The organism is Streptomyces sp. P17, from assembly GCF_032436805.1.
Taxonomy (GTDB): domain Bacteria; phylum Actinomycetota; class Actinomycetes; order Streptomycetales; family Streptomycetaceae; genus Streptomyces.
Genome location: NZ_JAVRBF010000005.1, coordinates 75,155 through 96,742, shown reverse-complemented (window position 1 = coordinate 96,742; position 21,588 = coordinate 75,155). Strand labels below are relative to the sequence as shown.

General features: G+C 70.6%; 18 protein-coding genes and 6 pseudogenes. 10 read left to right on the top strand and 14 right to left on the bottom strand.

All coding sequences use genetic code 11. The features are described 5' to 3' along the window. Window positions 1-167: 167 nt before the first annotated feature. The 3 genes from metE to RMT89_RS04675 all read left to right on the top strand — a co-directional run bounded on the left by metE (window position 168) and on the right by RMT89_RS04675 (window position 4,445). A complete protein-coding gene (gene metE / locus RMT89_RS04685; protein ID WP_315882622.1) occupies window positions 168-2,477 on the top strand; it encodes a 5-methyltetrahydropteroyltriglutamate--homocysteine S-methyltransferase in 2,310 nt (769 codons plus the stop codon). Window positions 2,478-2,575: 98 nt separating this feature from the next. Then, entirely contained in the window at window positions 2,576-3,064 is a 489-nt protein-coding gene (locus tag RMT89_RS04680) for a hypothetical protein (protein WP_315882621.1), read from the top strand. Between the two features lie 130 nt (window positions 3,065-3,194). Beyond that, window positions 3,195-4,445, top strand: a complete 1,251-nt coding sequence (locus RMT89_RS04675; RefSeq protein ID WP_315882620.1) for a hypothetical protein — start codon at window positions 3,195-3,197, stop codon at window positions 4,443-4,445. Window positions 4,446-4,835: 390 nt separating this feature from the next. On the opposite strand, the gene RMT89_RS04670 is transcribed toward RMT89_RS04675, so the two are convergent. Continuing rightward, window positions 4,836-6,080, bottom strand: a complete 1,245-nt coding sequence (locus RMT89_RS04670) for an MFS transporter (RefSeq protein WP_315882619.1) — start codon at window positions 6,078-6,080, stop codon at window positions 4,836-4,838. A gap of 179 nt (window positions 6,081-6,259) precedes the next feature. On the opposite strand from RMT89_RS04670, the gene RMT89_RS04665 reads away from it, so the two are divergent. Continuing rightward, the gene (locus RMT89_RS04665; protein ID WP_315882618.1) at window positions 6,260-6,994 is read left to right on the top strand and encodes a D-Ala-D-Ala carboxypeptidase family metallohydrolase; all 735 of its coding nucleotides are present in this window, start codon (window positions 6,260-6,262) and stop codon (window positions 6,992-6,994) included. A gap of 158 nt (window positions 6,995-7,152) precedes the next feature. Here RMT89_RS04665 and RMT89_RS04660 read toward each other — a convergent pair. The 3 genes and pseudogenes from RMT89_RS04660 to RMT89_RS04650 all read right to left on the bottom strand — a co-directional run. After that, a pseudogene (locus RMT89_RS04660) lies at window positions 7,153-8,017 on the bottom strand (phosphotransferase). Window positions 8,018-8,085: 68 nt separating this feature from the next. Further along, window positions 8,086-8,925 (bottom strand): hypothetical protein, encoded by an 840-nt coding sequence (locus tag RMT89_RS04655; protein WP_315882617.1) that lies wholly within the window; start codon window positions 8,923-8,925, stop codon window positions 8,086-8,088. A gap of 91 nt (window positions 8,926-9,016) precedes the next feature. Beyond that, a pseudogene (locus RMT89_RS04650) lies at window positions 9,017-9,586 on the bottom strand (dihydrofolate reductase family protein); the annotation flags it as partial. Between the two features lie 16 nt (window positions 9,587-9,602). On the opposite strand from RMT89_RS04650, the pseudogene RMT89_RS04645 reads away from it, so the two are divergent. Next, window positions 9,603-9,752, top strand: a pseudogene (locus RMT89_RS04645) (TetR family transcriptional regulator); the annotation flags it as partial. Here RMT89_RS04645 and RMT89_RS04640 read toward each other — a convergent pair. Together RMT89_RS04640 and RMT89_RS04635 are read right to left on the bottom strand one after the other, a co-directional pair. Continuing rightward, window positions 9,722-10,036 (bottom strand): annotated as a pseudogene (locus RMT89_RS04640) (DUF2269 domain-containing protein); the annotation flags it as partial. The pseudogenes RMT89_RS04645 and RMT89_RS04640 sit on opposite strands and share 31 nt — an antisense overlap. 86 nt (window positions 10,037-10,122) lie before the next feature. Next, the gene (locus tag RMT89_RS04635; RefSeq protein WP_315882616.1) at window positions 10,123-10,425 is read right to left on the bottom strand and encodes a hypothetical protein; all 303 of its coding nucleotides are present in this window, start codon (window positions 10,423-10,425) and stop codon (window positions 10,123-10,125) included. 180 nt (window positions 10,426-10,605) lie between these two features. Here RMT89_RS04635 and RMT89_RS04630 point away from each other — a divergent pair, with 180 nt between their 5' ends. After that, window positions 10,606-11,226, top strand: a complete 621-nt coding sequence (locus RMT89_RS04630; RefSeq protein ID WP_315882615.1) for an NAD(P)-binding domain-containing protein — start codon at window positions 10,606-10,608, stop codon at window positions 11,224-11,226. A 58-nt stretch (window positions 11,227-11,284) separates the two neighbouring features. Here the strand turns inward: RMT89_RS04630 and RMT89_RS04625 are convergent, their stop codons facing one another. Beyond that, window positions 11,285-11,587 carry a hypothetical protein gene (locus tag RMT89_RS04625; RefSeq protein WP_315882704.1) on the bottom strand — a complete coding sequence of 101 codons (303 nt, stop codon included), beginning with the start codon at window positions 11,585-11,587 and terminating at the stop codon, window positions 11,285-11,287. Between the two features lie 48 nt (window positions 11,588-11,635). Here RMT89_RS04625 and RMT89_RS04620 point away from each other — a divergent pair, with 48 nt between their 5' ends. After that, window positions 11,636-11,779 carry a hypothetical protein gene (locus RMT89_RS04620; RefSeq protein ID WP_399497583.1) on the top strand — a complete coding sequence of 48 codons (144 nt, stop codon included), beginning with the start codon at window positions 11,636-11,638 and terminating at the stop codon, window positions 11,777-11,779. Window positions 11,780-11,786: 7 nt separating this feature from the next. On the opposite strand, the gene RMT89_RS04615 is transcribed toward RMT89_RS04620, so the two are convergent. Together RMT89_RS04615 and RMT89_RS04610 are read right to left on the bottom strand one after the other, a co-directional pair. After that, a complete protein-coding gene (locus tag RMT89_RS04615; protein ID WP_315882614.1) occupies window positions 11,787-12,440 on the bottom strand; it encodes a M15 family metallopeptidase in 654 nt (217 codons plus the stop codon). Window positions 12,441-12,447: 7 nt separating this feature from the next. Continuing rightward, a complete protein-coding gene (locus RMT89_RS04610) occupies window positions 12,448-13,299 on the bottom strand; it encodes a hypothetical protein (protein WP_315882613.1) in 852 nt (283 codons plus the stop codon). 323 nt (window positions 13,300-13,622) lie between these two features. On the opposite strand from RMT89_RS04610, the gene RMT89_RS04605 reads away from it, so the two are divergent. Both RMT89_RS04605 and RMT89_RS04600 read left to right on the top strand, forming a co-directional pair. Further along, complete coding sequence (locus RMT89_RS04605; RefSeq protein WP_315882612.1) at window positions 13,623-14,147, top strand: lipocalin-like domain-containing protein; 525 nt, start codon at window positions 13,623-13,625, stop codon at window positions 14,145-14,147. 3 nt (window positions 14,148-14,150) lie between these two features. Beyond that, window positions 14,151-14,354: pseudogene (locus RMT89_RS04600) on the top strand (LLM class flavin-dependent oxidoreductase); the annotation flags it as partial. Here the strand turns inward: RMT89_RS04600 and RMT89_RS45850 are convergent. Next, window positions 14,288-14,878: a hypothetical protein gene (locus RMT89_RS45850; protein ID WP_399497582.1), complete on the bottom strand. Its 591-nt coding sequence runs from the start codon at window positions 14,876-14,878 to the stop codon at window positions 14,288-14,290. The pseudogene RMT89_RS04600 and the gene RMT89_RS45850 overlap by 67 nt on opposite strands. A gap of 242 nt (window positions 14,879-15,120) precedes the next feature. Here RMT89_RS45850 and RMT89_RS04590 point away from each other — a divergent pair, with 242 nt between their 5' ends. After that, window positions 15,121-16,575 (top strand): glyceraldehyde-3-phosphate dehydrogenase, encoded by a 1,455-nt coding sequence (locus RMT89_RS04590; RefSeq protein WP_315882611.1) that lies wholly within the window; start codon window positions 15,121-15,123, stop codon window positions 16,573-16,575. A 178-nt stretch (window positions 16,576-16,753) separates the two neighbouring features. Here the strand turns inward: RMT89_RS04590 and RMT89_RS04585 are convergent. From RMT89_RS04585 to RMT89_RS04570, 4 genes and pseudogenes are all read right to left on the bottom strand, one after another. Beyond that, window positions 16,754-17,292, bottom strand: a pseudogene (locus RMT89_RS04585) (PP2C family protein-serine/threonine phosphatase); the annotation flags it as partial. An 86-nt stretch (window positions 17,293-17,378) separates the two neighbouring features. Next, window positions 17,379-18,572 carry a PP2C family protein-serine/threonine phosphatase gene (locus tag RMT89_RS04580; RefSeq protein WP_315882610.1) on the bottom strand — a complete coding sequence of 398 codons (1,194 nt, stop codon included), beginning with the start codon at window positions 18,570-18,572 and terminating at the stop codon, window positions 17,379-17,381. A 102-nt stretch (window positions 18,573-18,674) separates the two neighbouring features. Further along, window positions 18,675-19,433: an IclR family transcriptional regulator gene (locus tag RMT89_RS04575; RefSeq protein ID WP_315882609.1), complete on the bottom strand. Its 759-nt coding sequence runs from the start codon at window positions 19,431-19,433 to the stop codon at window positions 18,675-18,677. Between the two features lie 35 nt (window positions 19,434-19,468). Further along, the gene (locus tag RMT89_RS04570) at window positions 19,469-21,541 is read right to left on the bottom strand and encodes a SpoIIE family protein phosphatase (protein WP_315882608.1); all 2,073 of its coding nucleotides are present in this window, start codon (window positions 21,539-21,541) and stop codon (window positions 19,469-19,471) included. Between the last annotated feature and the right edge of the window lie 47 nt (window positions 21,542-21,588).

The window sequence follows — 21,588 nt, the reverse complement described above, 5'->3', positions numbered from 1 at the left end:
CCCGCGCGCGGACCACTCGTGCGCGGACATCCCGGTGACCTCGCGGGCGGGTCGGCGACACATACCAGGCGGCGCGACACCCTTCGCTTCCCGCCCGGTCCGTCTCCCCTTCGCGCTCTCGTCCCGTCCCCGGGATCTCAGGGATTCATCTCGCGAAGGAGATCTCCGTGACCACCACATCCGCAGCCCCGGCTGCGCAGGCCACCGTGTACGGCTACCCCCGGCAGGGCCCGGACCGGGAGTTGAAGAAGGCCGTCGAGAGCTACTGGAAGGGCCACGTCGACGCCGACGCCCTCCGCGCCACCGGCGCCGAGCTGCGGCGCGGCACCTGGCGGCAGCTGGCCGAAGCCGGCATCGACGAGGTCCCCACCGGCGACTTCTCGTTCTACGACCATGTCCTGGACGCCACCGTCATGGTGGGCGCGATCCCCGATCGCCACCGGGCCGCCTTCCAGGCCGAGCCTCTCGACGGGTACTTCGCCATGGCGCGCGGCACGCAGGACGTCGCCCCGCTGGAGATGACCAAGTGGTTCGACACGAACTACCACTATCTGGTCCCCGAGTTGGGCCCGCACACCGTGTTCACCGCCGACTCCGGCAAGCAGGTGAGCGAGTTGAAGGAGGCCCTCACGCTCGGCCTGAGCGCCCGGCCCGTCCTCGTCGGTCCCGTCACCTACCTCCTCCTCGCCAAGCCCGCTCCGGGAGTCGCCGCGGGCTTCGATCCCCTCACCCTGCTGGACCGGCTGCTGCCGGTGTACGCCGAGGTCCTCGCCGACCTGCGCGCTGCGGGAGCGCAGTGGGTTCAGCTCGACGAGCCCGCCCTCGTCCAGGACCGCACCCCGGCCGACCTCAACGCCGTCGCACGTGCCTACCGTGGCCTCGGCGCGCTCACCGACCGGCCGAAGCTGCTGGTCGCCTCCTATTTCGGCGCCCTCGGCGAGGCGCTGCCGGTGCTGGCCAAGGCCCCGGTCGACGGACTCGCGCTCGACTTCACGGACGCGGCAAGCCTCGACGCCCTCGCCGCCGTGGGCGGACTGCCGGGCAAGCGGCTGGTCGCCGGAGTCGTCAACGGCCGCAACATCTGGGTCAACGACCTGGCCACCTCGCTCACCACCCTGGGCACCCTCCTCGGCCTGGCCGACCGCGTCGACGTATCGGCGTCCTGCTCCCTCCTCCACGTCCCTCTCGACGCCGCGGCCGAACGGGACATCGAGCCGCAGATCCTGCGCTGGCTCGCCTTCGCCCGTCAGAAGACCGCCGAGATCGTCACCCTGGCCAAGGGCCTGACCCGCGGCACCGACGCCATCGCCGCCGAACTCGCCGTAAACCGAGCTGACTTGGCCTCCCGCGCCCACTCCCCCATCACCCGCGACCCGGACGTACGGGCCCGTGCCGCCGCGGTCACCGAGGCAGACGCCCGCCGATCCCAGCCGTACGCCGAACGCGCGGCCGCGCAGCGTGCCCTGCTCGGCCTGCCCCTGTTGCCGACGACCACCATCGGCTCCTTCCCGCAGACCGGCGAACTGCGCTCCGCACGGGCCGACTTGCGGGCTGGCCGGATCGACACAGCCGCGTACGAGGAGCGCATCCGGGCCGAGATCCAGGAAGTGATCTCCTTTCAGGAGAAGGCCGGGCTCGATGTCCTGGTGCACGGTGAGCCCGAGCGCAACGACATGGTCCAGTACTTCGCCGAGCAGCTCACCGGGTATCTCGCCACGCAGCACGGCTGGGTGCAGTCCTACGGCACCCGTTACGTCCGCCCGCCGGTCCTGGCCGGCGACATCTCCCGTCCGGAACCGATGACGGTGCGCTGGACGACGTACGCCCAATCGCTCACCGGCCGCCCCGTCAAGGGGATGCTCACCGGACCGGTCACCATGCTCGCCTGGTCCTTCGTCCGGGACGACCAGCCGCTCGCCGAGACCGCACGGCAGGTCGCGCTCGCCTTGCGCGACGAGGTGAACGACCTGGAGGCGACGGGCAGTTCGGTGATCCAGGTCGACGAGCCCGCGCTGCGCGAGACACTGCCGCTGCGCGCCGCCGACCGGCCGGGGTATCTGTCCTGGGCGACGGAGGCGTTCCGGCTCACCACCAGCGGGGTTCGGCCGGACACCCAGATCCACACGCACATGTGCTACGCCGAGTTCGGTGACATCGTGCGGGCCATCGACGATCTCGACGCCGATGTCATCAGCCTGGAGGCCGCCCGCTCCCATATGCAGGTGGCCCGTGAGCTGGCCGCGCACGGGTATCCGCGGGAGGCGGGGCCGGGGGTGTACGACATCCACTCGCCGCGTGTTCCGAGCGTGCGGGAGGCGGCTGATCTGCTGCGGACCGGGTTGCGGGCGATTCCCGCCGAGCGGTTGTGGGTCAATCCCGACTGCGGTCTGAAGACGCGGGGTTGGCCGGAGGCCCGCGCGGCGCTGGAGAACCTCGTCGCGGCGGCGCGGATCGTGCGGGCAGAGCGGGACGTCTAGGATCCTCAAGATCGTTCAGTCGTTCGGCAGATGGTGGGCTGGGGTATGGGGGAGCTTCGTCGTGCGGTGGGGGTACCGGTCGTCGTGCTCCTGCTGCTGTGACCGGCTGCGGCACCGACAAAGCCACCGAAGCGTGTGAAGGCATCCAGGTCTACCCCGCCCACACCACCGAAACGGCCGCCGCGCTGATCGCGGATCCCGAGAGCGCGGAGCGGTTCAAGGCCGCGGTCGCTCGGTACGGGAGCCGTACCGAGCGGGCCGCGGTGCGGCATGTGACGGGGCTCAGCAGTCCCGGCGAGGGGGTTGAGCACGACCAGGTCTCCCTGTACGTCGAGACCGACCGCACCCCTCCCCCACCCATCGACGGCCTCTCCGACGAGCGGTACTCGGAGAAGAGCCGGGCGCATGACCGCCTGGAGCAGGAGGGCAAGGTCATCGTCCGGGCGCTCAGCAAGTGGTGGCGGGGGCGCGATGCCTCCCAGGCCGAGCATCTGGAACCTTGGGTGTGGGTTCAGTACGAGGGGGGCGGCGGGTCGATGGCGCGGGAGACCTTCGAGGCGTCCCGCGACTTCTGTGCGCCGCGGTAGTGAGCCCCGAAACTCGGTTCCTGAGTGCGGTCGGTTCCGGCCGGATCCGAGTGCCTTGGCTCCGGCCTGGACCGTGGTGTTATAGGGGCCGCCCGACCTCAACTGCGAAGAGTCACTTCAGGAGCCGACGATGGATGACGACATTCAGCTGATCAGCGACGGCGACGGCCTGGCGGTCATCGGAAGTCCGACGGCTGTCGAGCGCTTCCTCCTCTCCGAAGGACTGCCGTCGAAGGACCTCGGACTGGGAAGACTCGGCTCCACCCTTCATGCCGTGGCGGGAGCCGCGCAGACAGGTTCCGAGATTGCAGCCGCGTCGGGTCGTTGGGTGAGGTTGTCCGAGCAGTCCGCGCGAGTTGTCGAGAAGTACGGGCTGATGAAGGGTTCGCATGCGGGTGTCAGCCGTGCCGTGTTGACAAAGAACGGCAAGATCAAGGGACTCCTCGAATTGGAGAGGTCGCCCGCATCGTTCCTGACCAATCCGGCGCGTCTGGCTGGTGCCGCGGGGCTCATGGCACAGCTTGCGATGCAGCAGACGATGGACGAGATCACCGACTATCTCGCCGCGATCGACGAGAAGGTCGACGACGTGCTCCGCGCCCAGAAGGACACGGTGTTGGCGGACATGATCGGCGCGGGTTTCGTCATCGGGGAGGCCATGACCGTCCGAGAGCAGGTGGGCCGGGTCTCCGAGGTCACGTGGTCGAAGGTGCAGGCCACATCGATGGTGATCGCACGTACCCAGGCCTATGCCTTGCGTCAACTCGACGCGGTCACCGAGAAGATGGAGCACAAGACCAAGATCGGTGATCTCGCCAAGGCGTCCAAGGAGGCTGAGTCCACGGTTCGGGAGTGGCTCGCCGTGCTGGCTCGTTGCTTCCAGTTGCACGACGCGATCGCCGTGCTCGAACTCGACCGCGTGCTGGATACGTCTCCGGATGAGCTCGACCGGCATCGCCTCGCCCTTCGGGCTGCCCGGCAGAACCGGATGGAACTCATCTCACGGAGCACCGAGCATCTGATGGCCCGCGTGGATGCGGCTGTCGGCACGGCCAACACGAAGGTGCTGCTGCACCCGACCGCGTCCCCAGCGGTGGTGCATTCGAGCAACCACGTCGCCCTCGCCGTCGTTGACTTCCACGGGCGGCTCGGGATCGCGCACGGTCGACAGTCCTTGGACGCCAGACGATGGGCGGACGCGGCCGCCGAGGCGAAGGACAACGTGCTGGAGACGGGGGCAGAGGGCGTCAACGCCGCGCTGCGCCTCCGTAACGAGACCCTCAACCGAGCCAGATCGGTGACGGGCAAGCTCTCCAGCGGTATCGCCGAGCGGGTGCGCCGTCGGCGGGTGGACGACGAGGGACGCGACGAAGAAGGCTGAAACGCCGGCACACATGCACCGACGGCGGACCGGTCGCTCTTGGCGGCGTGGGCCAGTACGCCGGTGCCGCGCACCGGCGTCTGTGCCGTCAGGGCGAGTGGGCTGACCCCGAAAGCCTCCGTTCCCCGAGGGTGAGGAGTGCGTCCTCGGCCTCGCCTGAGCCTTGCCCTACCGTGCGCTCAACCCCGTCCACAGCCGCAGCACTTCGTCGGCGCGCCGTCGCACGGAGCGCACCACGGGCCGATGACCAGCGTCCACCCGTCGGCTTCGGGGCGTACACCCGGCCGAGTCCGTCGGGGTTCTCCTCAGCGTCGCCATGACGCCGGCTTGGTCACCCATACAGACAGCAATCCAGTGCGGCCAGCATGTCGCGAGAAGCCTTGGCTGTCCTCAGACCTCCGGCGGCACCTCCGCCTCATCCGATGCACGCGCCTCCCGCACCCGGGAAATCCCCAGCACCACCGCCTGAAGGACCGCCCCGCACAGCCCCACCCACAGGGCGAACCGATAGCTGACCTGGTCGGCCAGCACTCCCCCGAGCGGCGCTCCCACCGCCACCATCCCCCAGTTGAACGACCGGATGGTGGCGTTCATCCGCCCCCGCAGCCGCTCCGGAGTGACCGCCTGCCGGTAGCTCAGTTCCACCGGGCTCTCGATCGCGATGGCCAGGGACACCAGGAAGAAGGCCGAAGACACCGCCGGGAGTGCCCAACTCCCCTTCTCCGCAAGGACAATCGGCAGCCAGCCCGCAGCCGCCAGCACCCGGAACACGATCAGCGTGACGCCGACGTCGAGCCTTGCCAGGACGCGCCCGGAGAGCGCCCCGCCGAGCACCGCGCCCACCCCCGCGCACGCGTAGGTGGCCCCGAGCCCGAAGTCCCCGACCCTCAACTCGCGCAGGGCGAAGACGACGAACACCGTGCTCACCATGGTGTTGAAGAGCAGCATCGCGTGCGAGGTCAGCGCGATGGGCGCCAGGGTGCGGTGGTGGTAGACCCATGCCACTCCCTCGCGCAGCTCGCTGCCCAGACCACGCCGCTTGCCGCGATCGGGGAGGGGGTCATGGGCCTTGACCGACATGAGCAGCAGGCCGGACACGAGGTAGCTGAGGGCGTCCAGCAGTACGGCGAGCGGCGCGCCCAGGTACTTGATCAGTACTCCGGCGATCAGCGGACCGGTCGAGCCGGCCACCGCACTCGCCTGCTCGGTACGCGCGTACCCCGCGTTCAGGAGTTCCCTCGGCACGAGCTGCGGGACGTACGACTGATTCGCCGCCTCGAACAGGAGGCTCAACAGCCCCACCCCGAAGACGAACAAGCACAGCGTGGCGATGCTGAGCAGGTCCAGTGCGTGGAGCAGCGGGATCGCGGCCAGGAGCACCGCCCGCCCGAGATCCGTGCCGACCAGCATGGGCTTGCGGCGGCAGCGGTCCACCAGGACTCCGGCCAGGAGCCCGAAGAGCAGGTACGGCAGCCAGCGGGCGGCGCTGACCAGTCCCACCTCGGTCGCGGAGGCGCTCAGCGTGACGGCAGTGAGGATCTGCAGGGCCAGACCCGAGATCTGGGTGCCGAACGCCGAGACCGCCGAGGCGGTCCAGAAGAGCGGGTATCCGGGGACGTCCACCAGTCGCGGCATGATCGGACCGTAGCAACTCCCTTTCGCCGCATGCCGGTTCAGGCCGGAGCCGTGGACGTTCACCACCTCGCCACTGCCGTGCCGTTGACGCGCGTAGCACTTGGCCTCAGGCTTGGCAGCGATCGCCGCCGAGAGGGCGGTGGTCACAGCAACCGGAAGTCGACGACCCGGAGGTCGGGATGTTCAGACGGATGGCACGTTCCCTAGCCGCGTTTGTCATGATCATGTCCGGTGTCGTGGTGGGCGTGGGCGCCACCGCGGGCACCGCGCACGCCGACGAGTGCTACACCTGGAGCCGCACCCTCTCCCAGGGCGCCTCCGGCAGCGATGTCACCCAGCTCCAGATCCGGGTAGCGGGCTGGGTCACCTCCGGCGAACGCCTCTCCTACGACGGCCAGTACGGCGCCCGCACCACCGCCGCCGTCAAGAAGTTCCAGTCCGCGTACGGCCTGGCTGCCGACGGAGTCGCGGGACCGGCGACCTTCAGCAAGCTCTACTCCCTCCAGGACGCCGACTGCACCCCGATCCACTTCACCTACGCCGAGCTCAACCGCTGCAACTCCGACTGGTCCGGCGGCGCCGTCTCCGCGGCCACCGCCAAGGCGAACGCCCTGAAGACCATGTGGAAGCTGGAGGCCATGCGGCGCGCGCTCGGCGACGCCCCGCTCACCGTCTCCAGCGGCTTCCGCTCCTACGCCTGCAACAACGCCGTCGGCGGCTCGTCCACCAGCCGCCACCTCTACGGCGACGCCGCCGACCTCACCGGCTCCCCGACCCTGTGCCGCCTCGCCCAGCAGGCCCGCACGCACGGCTTCTCGGAGATCCTCGGGCCGGGCTACCCCGGCCACAACGACCACACCCACGTCGCGCTCGACCCCTCCCCTTACTGGTCGGCTCCCACCTGCGGCATCTGAGCGACCGTTGTCATAGCCGGCGGCTGGTCTGCGCGCGTGACAGAGACGACTGTGGACGACCGCGCACTGCCGCCGGCCCTGGCCGAAACAGCCGCAGTGGAGTTCGAACGTACGTCGAGGACATCGACGCGCTCTGCCGGTAGCAGAGTGGGCCTGGTTCAGTCCGACAACGCGGCCGTGAACGTGTCGCGCCTGCCTGCCAGCCAGGCCTGGATGCGGTCCCACCGTCCCCAGCCGCCGCGCTCGGCGAGCATGCGCTGGTAGACGGGGTCACCGTCGGCGACCCGGCGGGCGACGAGGGCCCGGCAGGTCTCGGTGGCCTGCTCGATGACCCCGGGCAACTCGGCACGCTCGCCCGGCGGCAGGCCGTAGGCGTCGGCGAGGACGCGCAGGCGTGCGGGTGCGTCGAGGTCGGCGGGGTAGAGGGCTTCCGCGGATTGCGGGTCGAGCATGGATGCCCAGTAGCGGGCGGCCATGGCGAGGTCCCACACCGGGCGGCCCGGGGCCGCGCAGTCGAAGTCGATGAGGGCGGCGGCTCGGCCGTCGCGGAAGACGACGTTGTCCGGGCACACGTCGTTGTGGCAGACGACCGATCCTCCCGCCGGGTCGGCAACGTCCGTCGGCCAGTCGACGTCAGCCGCGACACCCACGGCCGCACTGGCGTCGTGCAGGCGGCGCAGGAGGCTTCCCACCGAGGCGAGGGCGGTGTCGGTCAGCGCCCAGGGCGGGAAGGGCGGCAGGGCGGCAGGGCGGCAGGGCGGCAGGGCGGCAGGGCGGCAGGGCGGCAGGGCGGCAGGGCGGCAGGGCCACGGTGCCGGGGAGAAAGGTCAGTTGCTCGCGGCCGTCGTCGGTGAGCGTGACCGGGGTCGGGGCCGCGTCGAAACCGTGGTCCTTGAGCGCGACCAGGTGGGCGTGGAGGGCGCGGGCGTGGGGCGGCGCCGGGCGGTCGACCAGCTCGCCTCGGCGGAAGACCGCTCCGGCGTTCGCCGAGCCGCCGGTCAGCTCCTCGCCGTCAGCCGTCAGCCGTCAGCCGTCAGCCGTCAGCCGTCAGCCGTCAGCCGTCATGCCGATCATGCTAGGGCCGCTGTCGGTCATGCCTCGACGGCAGGCGGGACCGCTGACAACGCCGACCTCAGCGCTGCCACCGCGGAGGCGGGGTCTTCGGCGTGGAAGCGGAAGGTGCGGGCCTCGGCGGGCCTGCCCAGCGCGCGTATGTAGCGGGCGGGCTCGGTCAGTTCGACCGTGACGGTGGTCTGGCCCCCGACGGCGAGATCGCAGACTCCGTTCTCGTCCACGGCCCCCAGCTTGCTCTCGGGGTACTTGCGGTCCTGGCGGACCGAGGCGATGCGGCCGGCCGGGATGCGGATGTCCAGCAGGGCGCCGTAGCGCAGGCGCAGGGAGCCGTCGGGGCCGATCACATGGGGGCGGACCACGCAGGAGGCGTGCAGGGCGAGGACGAAGTAGCAGCCCCAGATGTCGAGCACGAGGGTGACGGCGTGCACCACGGGCCAGGGGATCAGGAAGGCGAGGGCCACGGTCTCGACGACGCAGACGAAGAAGAAGCCGAACATGACCGCCGTCTGGCCCGGGGCGTACGGGACGGCCTGGTCGCCGTCGCGTACGCCGTGCGGGCCGCGGCGGGTCACCCAGCGCAGGAAGCTGGTGGAGAGGAAGACCTCGTGGGCGGTCAGCTTGCGCACGAGGGCCGGGACGATGTCGGCGAGCGCGGCGAGGAGGGCGGGGTGGCGGTCGAGACCCTCGCGGCGGTGGCGCCGGTAGTCGAGGGAGAGCAGAGCGCTCCCCGCGATCAGGACCGTGAGGACGGCCGGCTCCATGGCCAGCCGCGCTGCCGGAGGTATGGCCACTCCCCCGGCCAGGCAAAGGATGAGCAGGACCTCGCCCGGGACCAGGGCCGCGAACGACCACCGCACAGCCTTCCTCGACGCCGTCGTCCCACCCGCAGGCTCTCCGATTCGCATGGCCCCAGTAGAAACGTTGCCGTTGCGACAAGGTCAAGCGGTCCTTCACGAAGCGGTACTTCAGGTGGGTGGCGAGGGGCGTGTCCTCCACCCTGACCGCCTCAAGGTTGCGTTGCTCGGCGCCCAGGCCGTCGAAGAGCCGCAGGCCGTCGCCGAGGAGCACGGGCACCACGTGCAGGTGGAGTTCGTCGATGAGGCCTTCCCTGAGGTACTGCTGCACCGTGTCCGCCCCGCCCGCGATATCGACGTTCCGGTCCCCGGCGGCGGCCTTCGCCTGGTCGAGGGCGCTGTGGATGCCGTCGGTGACGAAGGGGAAGGTGGTGCCGCCCTCCTTGACGAGGGTCGGCCGGGGGCGGTGGGTGAGGACGGAGACGGGAGTCTTGAAGGGCGGGTTGTCGCCCCAGAACTCCTCGCCCAAGTCGTACATCGTCCGTCCCATGACCACCGCTCCGGTGGCGTCGAACCACTCGCGGATCAGCTCGGAGTCACGGTTCTCCTCCCCGCCGGTCATGCCCTGGCGCTGCCGCCAGCTCGCCAGGCTGTGGATCCACTCGAAGATCGGTTCGGCGCCGTCGCCTCCCGGGTTGTCGAAGGAGACGTTGACCAAGCCCATGAGGCCGTAACCGACCTACACGCTCGCCGCGCGCCGGCCCGCCTACCGGGAGCTCACCGACGCGTGGATGCGCCGTAGCCGTAGCCGTATCCATGTGGAGAAGCACTTCGACCCGGACACCGCCCGCCGGCTGGACGCCCTCATCGAGGGGCTGGTGGTGGCCAGGGTCAGCCAGAACTTGGTGTAGACCCACCGGTGCCTGGCCAGCCCCCAGACCGTACCCAGGGAGAGCAGCAGGCCGCTGAGGAGCGTCAGGGAGGCGACGGGGAGCAGGAGCCAGTCCGCGAACAGCTTCATGGCCCGCACCGACGCCTCCACCGTCACCGGTGAGCCGGTGCCCGCGGCGGTGCCGCCCAGGGCGAGCAGGCCGAGCGTGAGCCCGAGCCAGGAGGCGGAGGCGACGACATGGACGACGAGGGTGGCCCGGCGGGCGGGGCGGCTGAGTTTCACGTGCAACAGCCTGCCGAGCGGGCCCGCCCGGTGCGTCTGACGGCGGGAGCAACCTCATGTACTCGCCAGGGCGTACGCCGCTGTCGTCAGGCTGCTCCGCTGACGCCCGGAGGGACGAAGCGCCGGTGCAGCGGGGCCGCTGTCACCTGAGGATCGCCTTGTACGCCCAGTTCGCCCTTCATCACCGGTTCGATCCGGCCGGCGATGAACTGTGCGAACTGCCCCTCCGACTCCCAGATGTCGAAGGCGTGGAAACCGCCGTCGTCGAACCAGCTCCCGTGCAGCACGAGTCCGTCCGGCACGTCGGTTTCCCAGCCGACGCGGTCGCGGGCGGCTTCGTACACCTCGGGGGTGATTCCGGGCCAGTCGATGTTCACTGCGATTGCCATGGGGGTCCTCTCGTGTGCCGATGCGTGGGGTTGTTCAACCCCCGGCCAAGTCTTCGACGGACCCGCCGGGCTCACAACCGGAGACTGCGTCCCCCGGCCCACAGGCCTACGACTTTGGTGCCGTCCGACCTGGGCCCGCGGCCCGATGGGTCCAGCCGCGGCAGCGGTTAGCGTCACGGCATGCGTATAGGACTACTTGGCACCGGCAATGTCGCCCGAGCACTGGCCCACGGATGGAGCGCCGCGGGACACGACGTACTCCTTGGCTCCCGTAGGCCGGACGAGCGCAAGGAACTCGGTCTTCCCGTGGCTGGGCTGAACGAGACCGCCGCCCACGCGGAGGTTCTGGTCAACGCCACACCGGGGAACGTCTCCGTCGAGCTGCTGCACTCCATCGGCGCGTCCGCGCTGGCCGGCACCCTGCTGATCGACGTCGGGGTCGGCCTCTCCGACGACTACACCGAGCTCTCGCACCCCAACAGCAGCCTGGGCGAACAGATCCAGGCGGCCTTCCCCGAGACCCGCGTCGTCAAGACGCTGTGCACCATGGACTCCACCGCGATGGTCTCCCCGGCCGGTCTCAGCGGACCGAGCACCGTCTTCCTCTCCGGCGACAGCGCCGAAGCCAAGCGGACGGCCGGCGAGTTGCTCACCGACCTCGGCTGGCCGCCGTCGTCCCAGCTGGACATCGGCGGCATCACCAGCGCCCGCGGGCAGGAGCACTTCGCCCTGCTGTTCACGGGGATCGCGCACGGTCTGGGATCCCACACGTTCAACATCAAGGTGGTCACCCTGCCGTGACCCGGGTCCTGCGCGGGCCTAGTCCCAACGCCGTGTAGTTAGGCGGATGGGTTGGGTGTCAAGGCTCTGGTGTGGTCAGGATGTTGATGCTGATGGTGGCCTTGTAGCTGGTCCGGTCGATGGTGCCTTTGGCGTTGTATTTGGAGATCGCGCGTTTGACGACGCGGGGTCGGGTGCGGGTGCGTCGGTCGGGCATGAGGTCGGCCAGGACGTGGCGGCCGATGGTGCCGACGAGGTCGATGACGGTGTCGGCGATGACGCCCGCGGCTTGGATGACCAGGTCGCGGGCGGTGTTCAGGGCGATGGTGAAGCTGGCCCGGTCGGGGTCGATGCCGGGGCGGGTGGCGGTGGCGTCGGCCATGGCCAGGCGCAGGACCTGCCGGGCGCGAGCTTCGTCGGCCCGGACGGCATGTTCGAGATGCGCGGCGCCCCGACCCTGGTCAGCCGCTCGGCGGCGGCCAGCGACGCGGCGACGGCCCGCCGTCTGTGGACCGCCTCGGAGGAGCTGACCGGCGTCACCTTCCCCGAACTCGCCACTGCGGCCGGGAACTGAGGGCGCCTCAGCCCAGCTCCCACGGTCCGAAGACCGCGCTGTCGGCACCTGCGCCCAGGGCCCAGTAACGGTCCCCGTAGGACCAATGCCACCACTCCGTCGGGTAGTTCACCAGGCCCGCCGCCGTCATGGCGGCACTGAGAATCTCGCGGTACTCACGGGCCTCGGCCGTGATGCCGGCGGCGTCGGTGCAGCAGGCGCCGTTGCTCTCTTCGGGGCTTGCGTTGAGGCGGGTGCCGAGGTCGAGTTCGTGTCCGTGGGCGTCGGCAAGGGTCAGGTCGACGGCGGCTCCGGCGCTGTGCGGGGCGATGTCCGGCGGGGAGACGTAGCGGCTGGCGGCAGCGTGGACCTGGGCGGTGGGCCAGCCGGGGTGGGCCATGCGCAACTCGGCCGCGTACTCCTCGAAGTAGCGGCGTTGCAGGGACAGTGGGCGGTACCCCTCCACGAACAGCAGGCGCAGGCCGTCGGGCAGCAAGTCCTGGGCGGTGACGAGCCGTTGGAGGACGCCTCGGCGCAGGTGGGCGAAGGCGCCTTCGGGGTCGCTCTTGCGGGGGTCGACCAGCAGGGAGCCGTCGCTGCGGACGTCGACGAGGGGCTCGCCGCATTCCTGGACCGGTATGGCCGCGATCCTGGGGTCCGACATCAGAGTGATCTCGTTCATGAGGAGATCATGACCTCTGATGGCGCTCCAGTCGGGCAGTTGCCGCGTCCGCACGGCGTCCGGCCTCACGCACGCGGCGTTCGACCGCCCTCAGCTTCTCGCGCGCCTGACGCTCTTCCTGGCGTGCCTGGCGGTGGTCTTCCTCGACGCGGCTCAGCTCCTCGGTCAACTCACTGATCCGCTGCTGCAGTTGGGCGGTCCTCTCCTGCACCGTCTCGTGCTCCCGCCCGGCTACGGCCGCCTCGTCCTCCAGTGCCCGCAGCTCGCGTACGGCCGTGTCGGCGTCCCGGCGGGCCCGGCTCAGCGCCTCGTCGTCACGGCGCTTCGCCGGGCGGGGCGTGGGCGGAGGTGGGGTGGCGGCGCGGCGTACCGCGGTCGGGCTGACCTCGGGGAAGCCCACGATCGCCTCGAACGGTCTGACCAGTCGCCCCTTCGCCCATTCCCCGGCCGCCTCGGGATCGGCCAGGACCGCGTGCAGGGTCGCCTCCACCTCGCGCCCCACGTCCTCGCCGACCGGATGACCGGCCTCCGCCGCGAGCTGCCCGGCCTCCCGGGACAGCGCGCGGATCAGGGTCTTCTGCCGGCCGCCGAGTTCCCGCAGTTGCCCTCCGTCCAGGTCGTGATGGGCTCGCCGCAGCCCTTCCCCGAGCCGGAGCAGCGCCTGGACCTCTTCGGGGCGTTCACGGACCAGGAGGTTGCTGACCCAGGCCGCCAGGCTGGGGCGGCGCAGCTTGCCGATCTTCTCCGCGAGAGCCCGGTCGCCGGCTGTGCGAGCGGCGGCCATGCGAGTATTGCGCGCCGCGGTGAAGTCCTCCGGCCGCAGCGCGTACAGCTCGTCGGCGACCGTGTCGATGTCCACGATGACTCCTGTCCATGGGCGCGCTCTTCGAGCCTAGACCCGTACTTCGCAGGTCACCCGATCGTGAAGACCAAGCGGTCGTAGCTGATCGCTCGCCGGTCGGAACCGCAGCAGCGATGGCCGTCTCGGTCCGGCCCGGTCGAGATCGGACGCCGTGAGGCCGATGCGGAGAACCTTTTCGGCGACCTGCGAAGTACGGGCCTAGAGCCTGTCACGGCCCCCCACACCTCCAGAGTTGAACGCGTTCAACAACTCTGCCAAGGTGTCTTTGTCATGGCCCGCCGCACAGGCGGGTCCATCCGGGCTGCGGGCAGGGGCTGGTCGTGGAGCAGGTCAAGCCGTGGGGACGGACGCTCATCCTCGGGATCGCGGCGATGGGGCTGACCGTCCTGACGGCGTGCGCGGGCCCCTACCAGTACTACGAGGGCACGGGGCTGGACGACGCCACGGTCGCCGAGGTCGCGGGAAGCTGGAAGAGCATCGAGGGCACTCGCATGACGCTCCGCCCGGACGGTACGGCTCTCCTGCGGCGGCTCGACGGTCAGGACTTCGACTTCGACGACGGCTGGCGGGTCTCCGGCCGGGGAACCTGGGAAATGACCGACGACGCCGACGGGCAAGACGTACATCTGACCATGACGACCCGGACCGGAGTGGCGATGCGCGCGGCGGCCGATGCTTCAGCCGCGACCGAGCCGCCCACGACGTACGAATGGCGCTTCTCTCTGCGACGCGATCAGCGAGACGCGCTGGAGCTGTTCTTCTTCTACGGCGATCCCGACATCGGCAACACGTACCTGATGACACGAGCGGTCACACTTCCGCGCCGGGATCCGTCAGTGCAGTGACAGGGCGCCGCCGACGGCTTCAACGTCATGCCGCCCCATCTGCCGGGCGGCCTGGAGGACTTCGTCGACCACGTCGTGCCGATCCTCCAGCGGCGCGGCCTGTTTTGTACGCAGTACACCGGCCGCACCCTGCGCGAGCACTACGGCCTGGCCCGCCCCGCCAACCGGCTGGCCACGGCGGCCGTGGCAGCGGGACGGCCGGCGTGAGCGGGCCCGAACTCACCACCGACGTCCTGGTCGTCGGCGGCGGACCCGCGGCCACCTGGGCCGCGCTCAAGGCCGCCCAGGACGGTGCGGACGTGATCCTCGCCAACAAGGGCTACTGCGGCACCAGCGCCATCCGCCGCCTCCGCCCAGGTGGGTACCTGGCCGACCGGCACTGGATGGCGCGCGTACTTCATGATCGAGTCGTCGGTGAAGCCGGTGTCCGCCCGCTGTTCCGGTGTCGCCGCCCGCAGTTGCCGGTAGGCCTCGGCTATCTGGCCGTCCAGGGCGGCGAGTTCGTTGTCGACGTCCGTCCTGGCCGCGTCCGGAACCTCGGTCAACTCGCTGCCCACGTCAGGGCAGTCGATCGTGGCCTCGCCGCTCTGCGCCGATGTGCCGTCCCCGCCCTCGGTCGCCGAGGCGTAGATGCTGGTCGCCACCAGCCCGCCGCCGCCCAGGATCAACGCGACCGCGGCGAAGGCCGCGCGTCGTGGGCCGGTCGGACGCCTGCGCGTATTGCGTCTCAAGGCCGTACTCCTACGTTCGGGGCCAGCGAGCGAGCATACGAATCCCTCGCCCCCATGCGGACGCGGGGCCGACCGTGTTCAACCGCCTCACGGATTCACAGGAAGCTCTCGGAGAGCCGCCCGTCACGCACGAGGCCAGATACATTTAGCCCGCGCATGCAACTATCTCTGGGGACCCCGATCATGGCCCTTCGAACAGGCGGGTTAGCATATGAGCACCGCCTAGCTCGAAAGAGACTTCTGTGACTGTCAACGACGACTCGTTCACCAACTGGAAGAACCGCGAGGAGATCGCGGAGTCGATGATCCCGATCATCGGGAAGCTGCACCGCGAGCGGGACGTGACGGTCCTGCTGCACAGCCGCTCCTTGGTGAACAAGTCGGTGGTCAGCATCCTGAAGACCCACCGGTTCGCGCGGCAGATCGCGGGCGAGGAACTGTCGGTCACCGAGACGCTGCCCTTCCTGCAGGCGCTGACCACTCTCGACCTCGGCCCGTCCCAGATCGACATCGGCATGCTCGCCGCGACGTACAGGTCCGACGACCGCGGCCTGTCGGTGGCGGAGTTCACCGCGGAGGCCGTCGCCGGGGCGACCGGCGCCAACAAGCTGGAGGGCGGCGCGGGCCGTGACGTCGTCCTGTACGGCTTCGGGCGCATTGGCCGCCTCGTCGCCCGTCTCCTGATCGAGAAGGCGGGCTCCGGCAACGGCCTGCGGCTGCGCGCCATCGTCGTGCGCGGCGGCGGCGAGCGGGCCGCCGAGGACATCGTGAAGCGGGCCTCGCTGCTGCGCCGGGACTCCATCCACGGCCAGTTCCAGGGCACGATCACGGTGGACGAGGAGTCCGGCACGATCTTCGCCAATGGCAACGCGATCAAGGTGATATACGCCAACGACCCGTCCGAGGTCGACTACACGGCGTACGGCATCAAGGACGCCATCCTGATCGACAACACCGGCAAGTGGCGTGACCGCGAGGGCCTCTCGCAGCACCTGCGCCCCGGTATCGACAAGGTCGTCCTCACCGCGCCCGGCAAGGGCGACGTCCCGAACATCGTGCACGGCGTCAACCACGACACGATCAAGCCGGACGAGCAGATCCTGTCCTGCGCCTCCTGCACCACCAACGCGATCGTCCCGCCGCTGAAGGCGATGGCCGACGAGTACGGCGTCGTCCGCGGCCACGTGGAGACCGTCCACTCCTTCACCAACGACCAGAACCTGCTGGACAACTACCACAAGGCCGACCGCCGTGGCCGCTCCGCCCCGCTGAACATGGTCATCACCGAGACCGGTGCCGCCTCCGCCGTCGCCAAGGCACTGCCCGACCTCAAGGCGCCCATCACCGGCAGCTCGATCCGGGTCCCCGTGCCGGACGTCTCGATCGCGATCCTCAGCCTGCGTCTGGGCCGGGAGACCACCCGCGAGGAGGTCCTGGAGTACCTCCGTGACGTCTCGCTGAACTCGCCGCTCAAGCGCCAGATCGACTTCACCACGGCCCCCGACGCCGTCTCCATGGACTTCGTCGGTTCGCGGCACGCCTCGATCGTCGACGCCGGCGCCACCAAGGTCGACGGCGACAACGCGATCCTCTACCTCTGGTACGACAACGAGTTCGGCTACTCCTGCCAGGTCATCCGGGTCGTCCAGCACGTCTCCGGGGTGGAGTACCCGACGTACCCGGCCCCGGCGGTCTGACCCACGTCACGGCGAACCCGCCAGCGGCAGTTCCGTCCAGATCACCTTGCCGTTCGGCGTGTACCGCGTACCCCACCGCTCGGCGAACTGGGCCACCAGAACAGGCCCCCGGCCGCCCTCGTCCGTCGTGGCCGCGCTGCGCAGGTGCGGGGCGGTGCTGCTGCCGTCGGAGACCTCGTTCGTCGGGCGCGAGGTCCAGGGCGGAGAAGTTGTGGACCGCTGTACGGAGCCGTCCCATCGTGGCCGCCGCGTGCAGTCCGTGTCCCACGATGTCCCCGACGACCAGCGCCACGCGCGCGCCCGGCAGCGGGATGACGTCGAACCAGTCCCCGCCGACCCCTCCCTGCGCCGCGTGCGCGGGCAGATAGCTGTAGGCGACGTCGAGGGCGCTCTGGACCGGCAGCGCCCGAGGCAGCAGGCTGCGCTGGAGCGTGACCGACAGGAGTGTGCTCGCGGGTGTAGCGGCGGGCGTTGTCGATGCTGACGGCGGCGCGGCGCGGGCCACCAGCTCCTCGGCGAGGGAGACGTCGTCCGGTTCGAAGGGCTCGGGCTTGTCGGCGCGCCAGAAGGTGGCCATGCCCATGATGACGCGCGGGCGCGCAGCGGGACCGTGAGCATCGCGTGGATCCCGAAGTCCACGAGTCTGCGGGCGTTCTCGGGATCCTGCTCCTGCCAGCCCGAGAAGACGGGCAGGTCCGCCTCCGGCACGGTCCGGCCGCCTGGAGCAGGAAGACCTGCCGGGCGACGGGACGCGCGCTCACCATCGAGCGCAGGCGGCCGAGGAATCCGGCCATGCCTCTGTTCTAACACGGGGCGCTGCGCGGGAGCGCCCCGCTGGGAGAGCCGTGAGGACAGTGCCGCGCGGCGCCGTCGTTCGGCTGCTGCGCCGTGGTGGCTGTTCGCGCGCTTCCCCGCCCCTCCGGGGACGCGGACGAGCCCGGCATGTGCAGCAGGAGCAGGGCCGCGTCGTCGTGCAGTCGGCCGCCCACGTGGGCCAGCAGTTCGTCGTGGAGTGCGGCGACGGTGCGGGCCGGCTCGTGGCAGGTGTGCCGGGCCAGGCCCTCGGCGAGCGGGTAGAACTCGCGGTCGTGGTTGCGGGCCTCGGTGACGCCGTCGGTGTACAGCAGCAACTGGTCCCTGTCGGCGAAGGACAGCACCTGCAGTGCGGGGGTCTCACCCGAGAGGGCGCGCAGCCCGAGGGGCGGGGCCGGACGGTCCGGCTCGACCGGTACGACGACGCCGTCGCGCACCAGCAGCGGCGGCGCATGGCCGCAGTTGACGACCTCCAGCTGTCCGGCCCGCGGGTATCCGGCGACCACGGCGGTGACGAAGTCGTCGGCGCCCAGATTGCGCGCCAGGCTCCGCTCGATCCGCGCGATGACGGCGAGCAGATCCGGCTCGTCGTAGGCGGCCTCACGAAAGACCCCGAGCACCAGAGCGGCGGTTCCCACGGCCGGCAGGCCCTTGCCGCGCACATCGCCGACGATCAGCCTGACCCCGTACGGCGTGGAGACGAGAGCGTAGAGATCACCGCCGATCCGGGCCTCCGCCGCGGCGGCGCTGTAGCGGACGGCCACCTGGAACGGACCGACCGTCGCCGGTATGGGCTGGAGCAGCGCGTGCTGGGCGGCCTCGGCGACGGAGCGGACCGCCGCCAGCACCCGCTCACGCCGTCCGCGCAGCGCGCTGGCCAGGCCGCCTGCCAGGGTGACGGCCAGCAGGGCGGCCAGGACGACCGCGAGCTCAGCGCCGGGAGCACCTGCGTGGATGCCGAGGGCCACACCCGCGGCGGCGGCCAGCAACCCCACGCAGGCCACCCCGCGCGGCCCGTTGGCCGTCGCGGCGAGCGCCGGCCCCGCGGCCAGCAGCGGCAACCACGTCGTCCCGGCCGCAGTGACGAGGTGGACGAGCACGACGGCGGAGACGATCAGCAGGGGCAGAGCGGCGACCAGTCGCCTCGGCCAGTGGTCATGACCATGGTGTGGGGCCTGGCTCATGTCTTGTCCGCTGTCCTCACCTGTATCCGGGGGCATAGCCCATGAAATGTCCGTTTCGTATAAGGAAATCGGTTCGATCCGAACCGGACAAGGAGCGGATTTTCAGATAGTGAGCGAGAGCCCTCTGGTCACGCGGCTCGCGGTCGGGAGCAGACGCGCTCTGATCTCCTCCAGCCGGGAGATGCGGTCGGCCCGCAGCGAGACGCCGAGCGAGCCGAGGGTGTTCCCGCTGTAGACGGGTACCGCGACGCAGACCGTGCCGAGGGTGTACTCCTCCATGTCCGTGATGGCCGGGGCCATGGGCGAGGAGTCGAGCCGCCGGAGCAGCTCCGCGGGACGGGTGATCGTCCTGGGCGTGAGGTCGGCGAGCGGATGCCGGGACAGGTAGTCGTTGCGCGCTTCGTCATCCAGCTCGCTCAGCACCGACTTGCCCAGCGCCGTCGCGTGCCCGGCGTCCTCGAACCCCACCCAGAGGTCGACCCGGGGAGCGTGCGGCCCGTCGACGATCTCGGCGACCCGGATCTCCCCCTCCTCGTAGAAGGTGAGGTAGGCGGCGGTCGACAGCTCGTCCCGCAGCGCGGCGAGCGTGGGGCGGATCCGGGTGAGCAGCGCCTGGGTCCGGCCCGCCGTGTTCAGCGTCTGGAGTCGCTCGCCCAGGATGAACCCACCGTCGTCGAGCTTGCGCAGATATCCGTCGTGGACCAGCGTCCGCAGCAGGTGGTACGCGGTGGCCAGGGGCAGGCCCGTCTCCCGTGCCAGTTGCTTCGCCGGCGCGCCGTTCTCGTGCGCGCTCACCGCCTCCAGCAACCGGAAGGCCCGCTGGACGGAGCCGATGAGCGTGGGACCCGCGCTCGCACCCATACGAACAGCGTGCGCCGGGCGCACTGCACGGGCAACTACAGGACCCGCGCGACGAGAAGGGCCACGTCGTCGTGGTCGTCGGGATGGCGCAGGCCGTACAGGAGGAGGTCGCAGGTCTCCTCAAGCGGCCGGTGGGGTTCGTCGAGGAAGTCGAGGAGGACGTTCAGGCGGTCGTCGATGGGGTGGAGGCGGGTCTCGACCAGGCCATCGGTGTAGAGGACCAGCAGATCGCCGGAGTCGAGGCTGACGGTGGTGGCCCCGAAGGGGATGCCGCCGACGCCGAGTGGCGCTCCGGCGGGCAGGTCGAGCAGTTCGGGCGGCCGGCCGGGGTGGGCCAGCGCGGGCGGCATGTGTCCGGCGTTGGCGATGTGGCACCGCCTCGTGCGGGGGTCGTACACCGCGTACAGGCAGGTGACGATGTAGTGCTCCAGATCGCGGGTGATCTTGTCCAGGTGCTGCAGAACGGCGCCGGGTTCGAGGTCAAGGTCCGCGTAGGCACAGGTGGCGGTGCGCAGCCTGCCCATGGTGGCGGCGGCGTCGATGCCGTTGCCCATGACGTCGCCGACGATGAGGGCGGTCCTGTCGCCGGTCAGCGGGATGACGTCGTACCAGTCGCCGCCGACCTCGCTGGTGGCCTGGGCGGGCTGGTAGCGGGAGGCGAGCTCCAGGCCGGTGTGGTGCGGCGCGTGGTCGGGCAGCAGGCTGCGCTGGAGGGTGAGTGCGGTGTTGCGCACGCTCTGGAACCAGCGGGCGTTGTCGATGGCTATGGCGGCCCTGCTGGCCAGCTCACTCGCCAGGACGACATCGTCCTCGTCGAACGGCACCGGATTGCGGGTGCGTTTGAGGTCGAGCGCGCCGAGCACCTCGCCGTGCGCGATCAACGGCACCGCGAGGTAGGAGTGGACGCCGGCGCGGGCCAGCAGGGAGGTGGCCTCCGCGTCCCGGGCGATGCGCGGCAGATCGTGTTCGCCGACATGGCGCACCAGCACCGGCCGGGCGGTGTGGACGCACAGGGTGACCAGGCGGTCGCCGTCGTAGGCGGCGAGGTCTCCGGGCGGGTCGGCGGCTCGCAGCGCCACGCTGGGGTAGGCCGCCTTGAGAGCGAGGGCACGGAACAGCTCGGGGCCGTTGTCCGGTCGGCGCATACGCCGGCAGGCGAGGGCGGAGTCCAGGACGTCCACGGCGGCCACGTCGGCCAGTTCGGGAGCGGCGATCTCGGCGAGTTCACGGGCGGTCTGCTCCACCTCCAGCGTGGTACCCACACGCGTGGAGGCGTCCGCGACGAGGGCGAGGCGCCGCCGGGCCCGGTCGGCCTCGGCGGCCGCGCGATGCCGCTCGGTGACGTCGACGAAGGAGATGGCCGCGCCCAGGACCCGCCCGCCGGGGTCCTCAAGACGGTAGAAGGACAGGGACCAGGCGTGCTCGTGGTCCGGGTCGGCCGGCGGGCGGCCCACGTGGTACTGGTCGAGCAGCGGGGTGCCGGTGGTGAGCACCTGACGTAGGCAGGACTCGATGCTGTCGATGTCCGGGAGCGGCAGGGTCTCCCTCAGCCGACGGCCGATGTGGTCCTCGGCCGGGGTGGCGTCGATGCGCTCCAGTGCCGGGTTGACCAGCAGATAGTGCAGGTCGGGGTCGAGGAGGGCGAGGCCGATCGGAGACTGGTTGATCAGCCGCTCGCACAGCGCCAGGTCGGTCTCGACGCGCTGGAGCAGGGAGTGGTCGGCCGCGATGCCCAGGGCGTAGGCGTCCCCGAGATCGTCCAGCAGCCGCATGTTGCGGAACTCGGTCAGCCGGGTCCTGCCGTCCTTGTGCCGTATGGGGAAGGTGCCGGCCCAGCTGCGGCCGGTCTCCAGCACCTCGGCGAACAGCTTCGTCACGGACGGCAGGTGCTCGGGGTGGACGAACAGCCGCGCCGCGTAGGTGCCGAGGGCCTCCTCGGAGGTGTAGCCGAAGAGGTCCTCGGCCTGCGGGGTCCAGAACACGATGCGCCCGTCGGCGTCGAGGACCACGGCGGCCACGCTCAGCATGTCCAGCAGGCCGGTCGGGCGGGGCGGCTCGGGGCCGTACCCGCGTGCGTCGGGCTCGAAGCGTTCGGATTCTGCTGTCATCCCAGCTCCTCCACCGCCGGTCGGCAGGGCCTGCCGGCCTCGGCCGT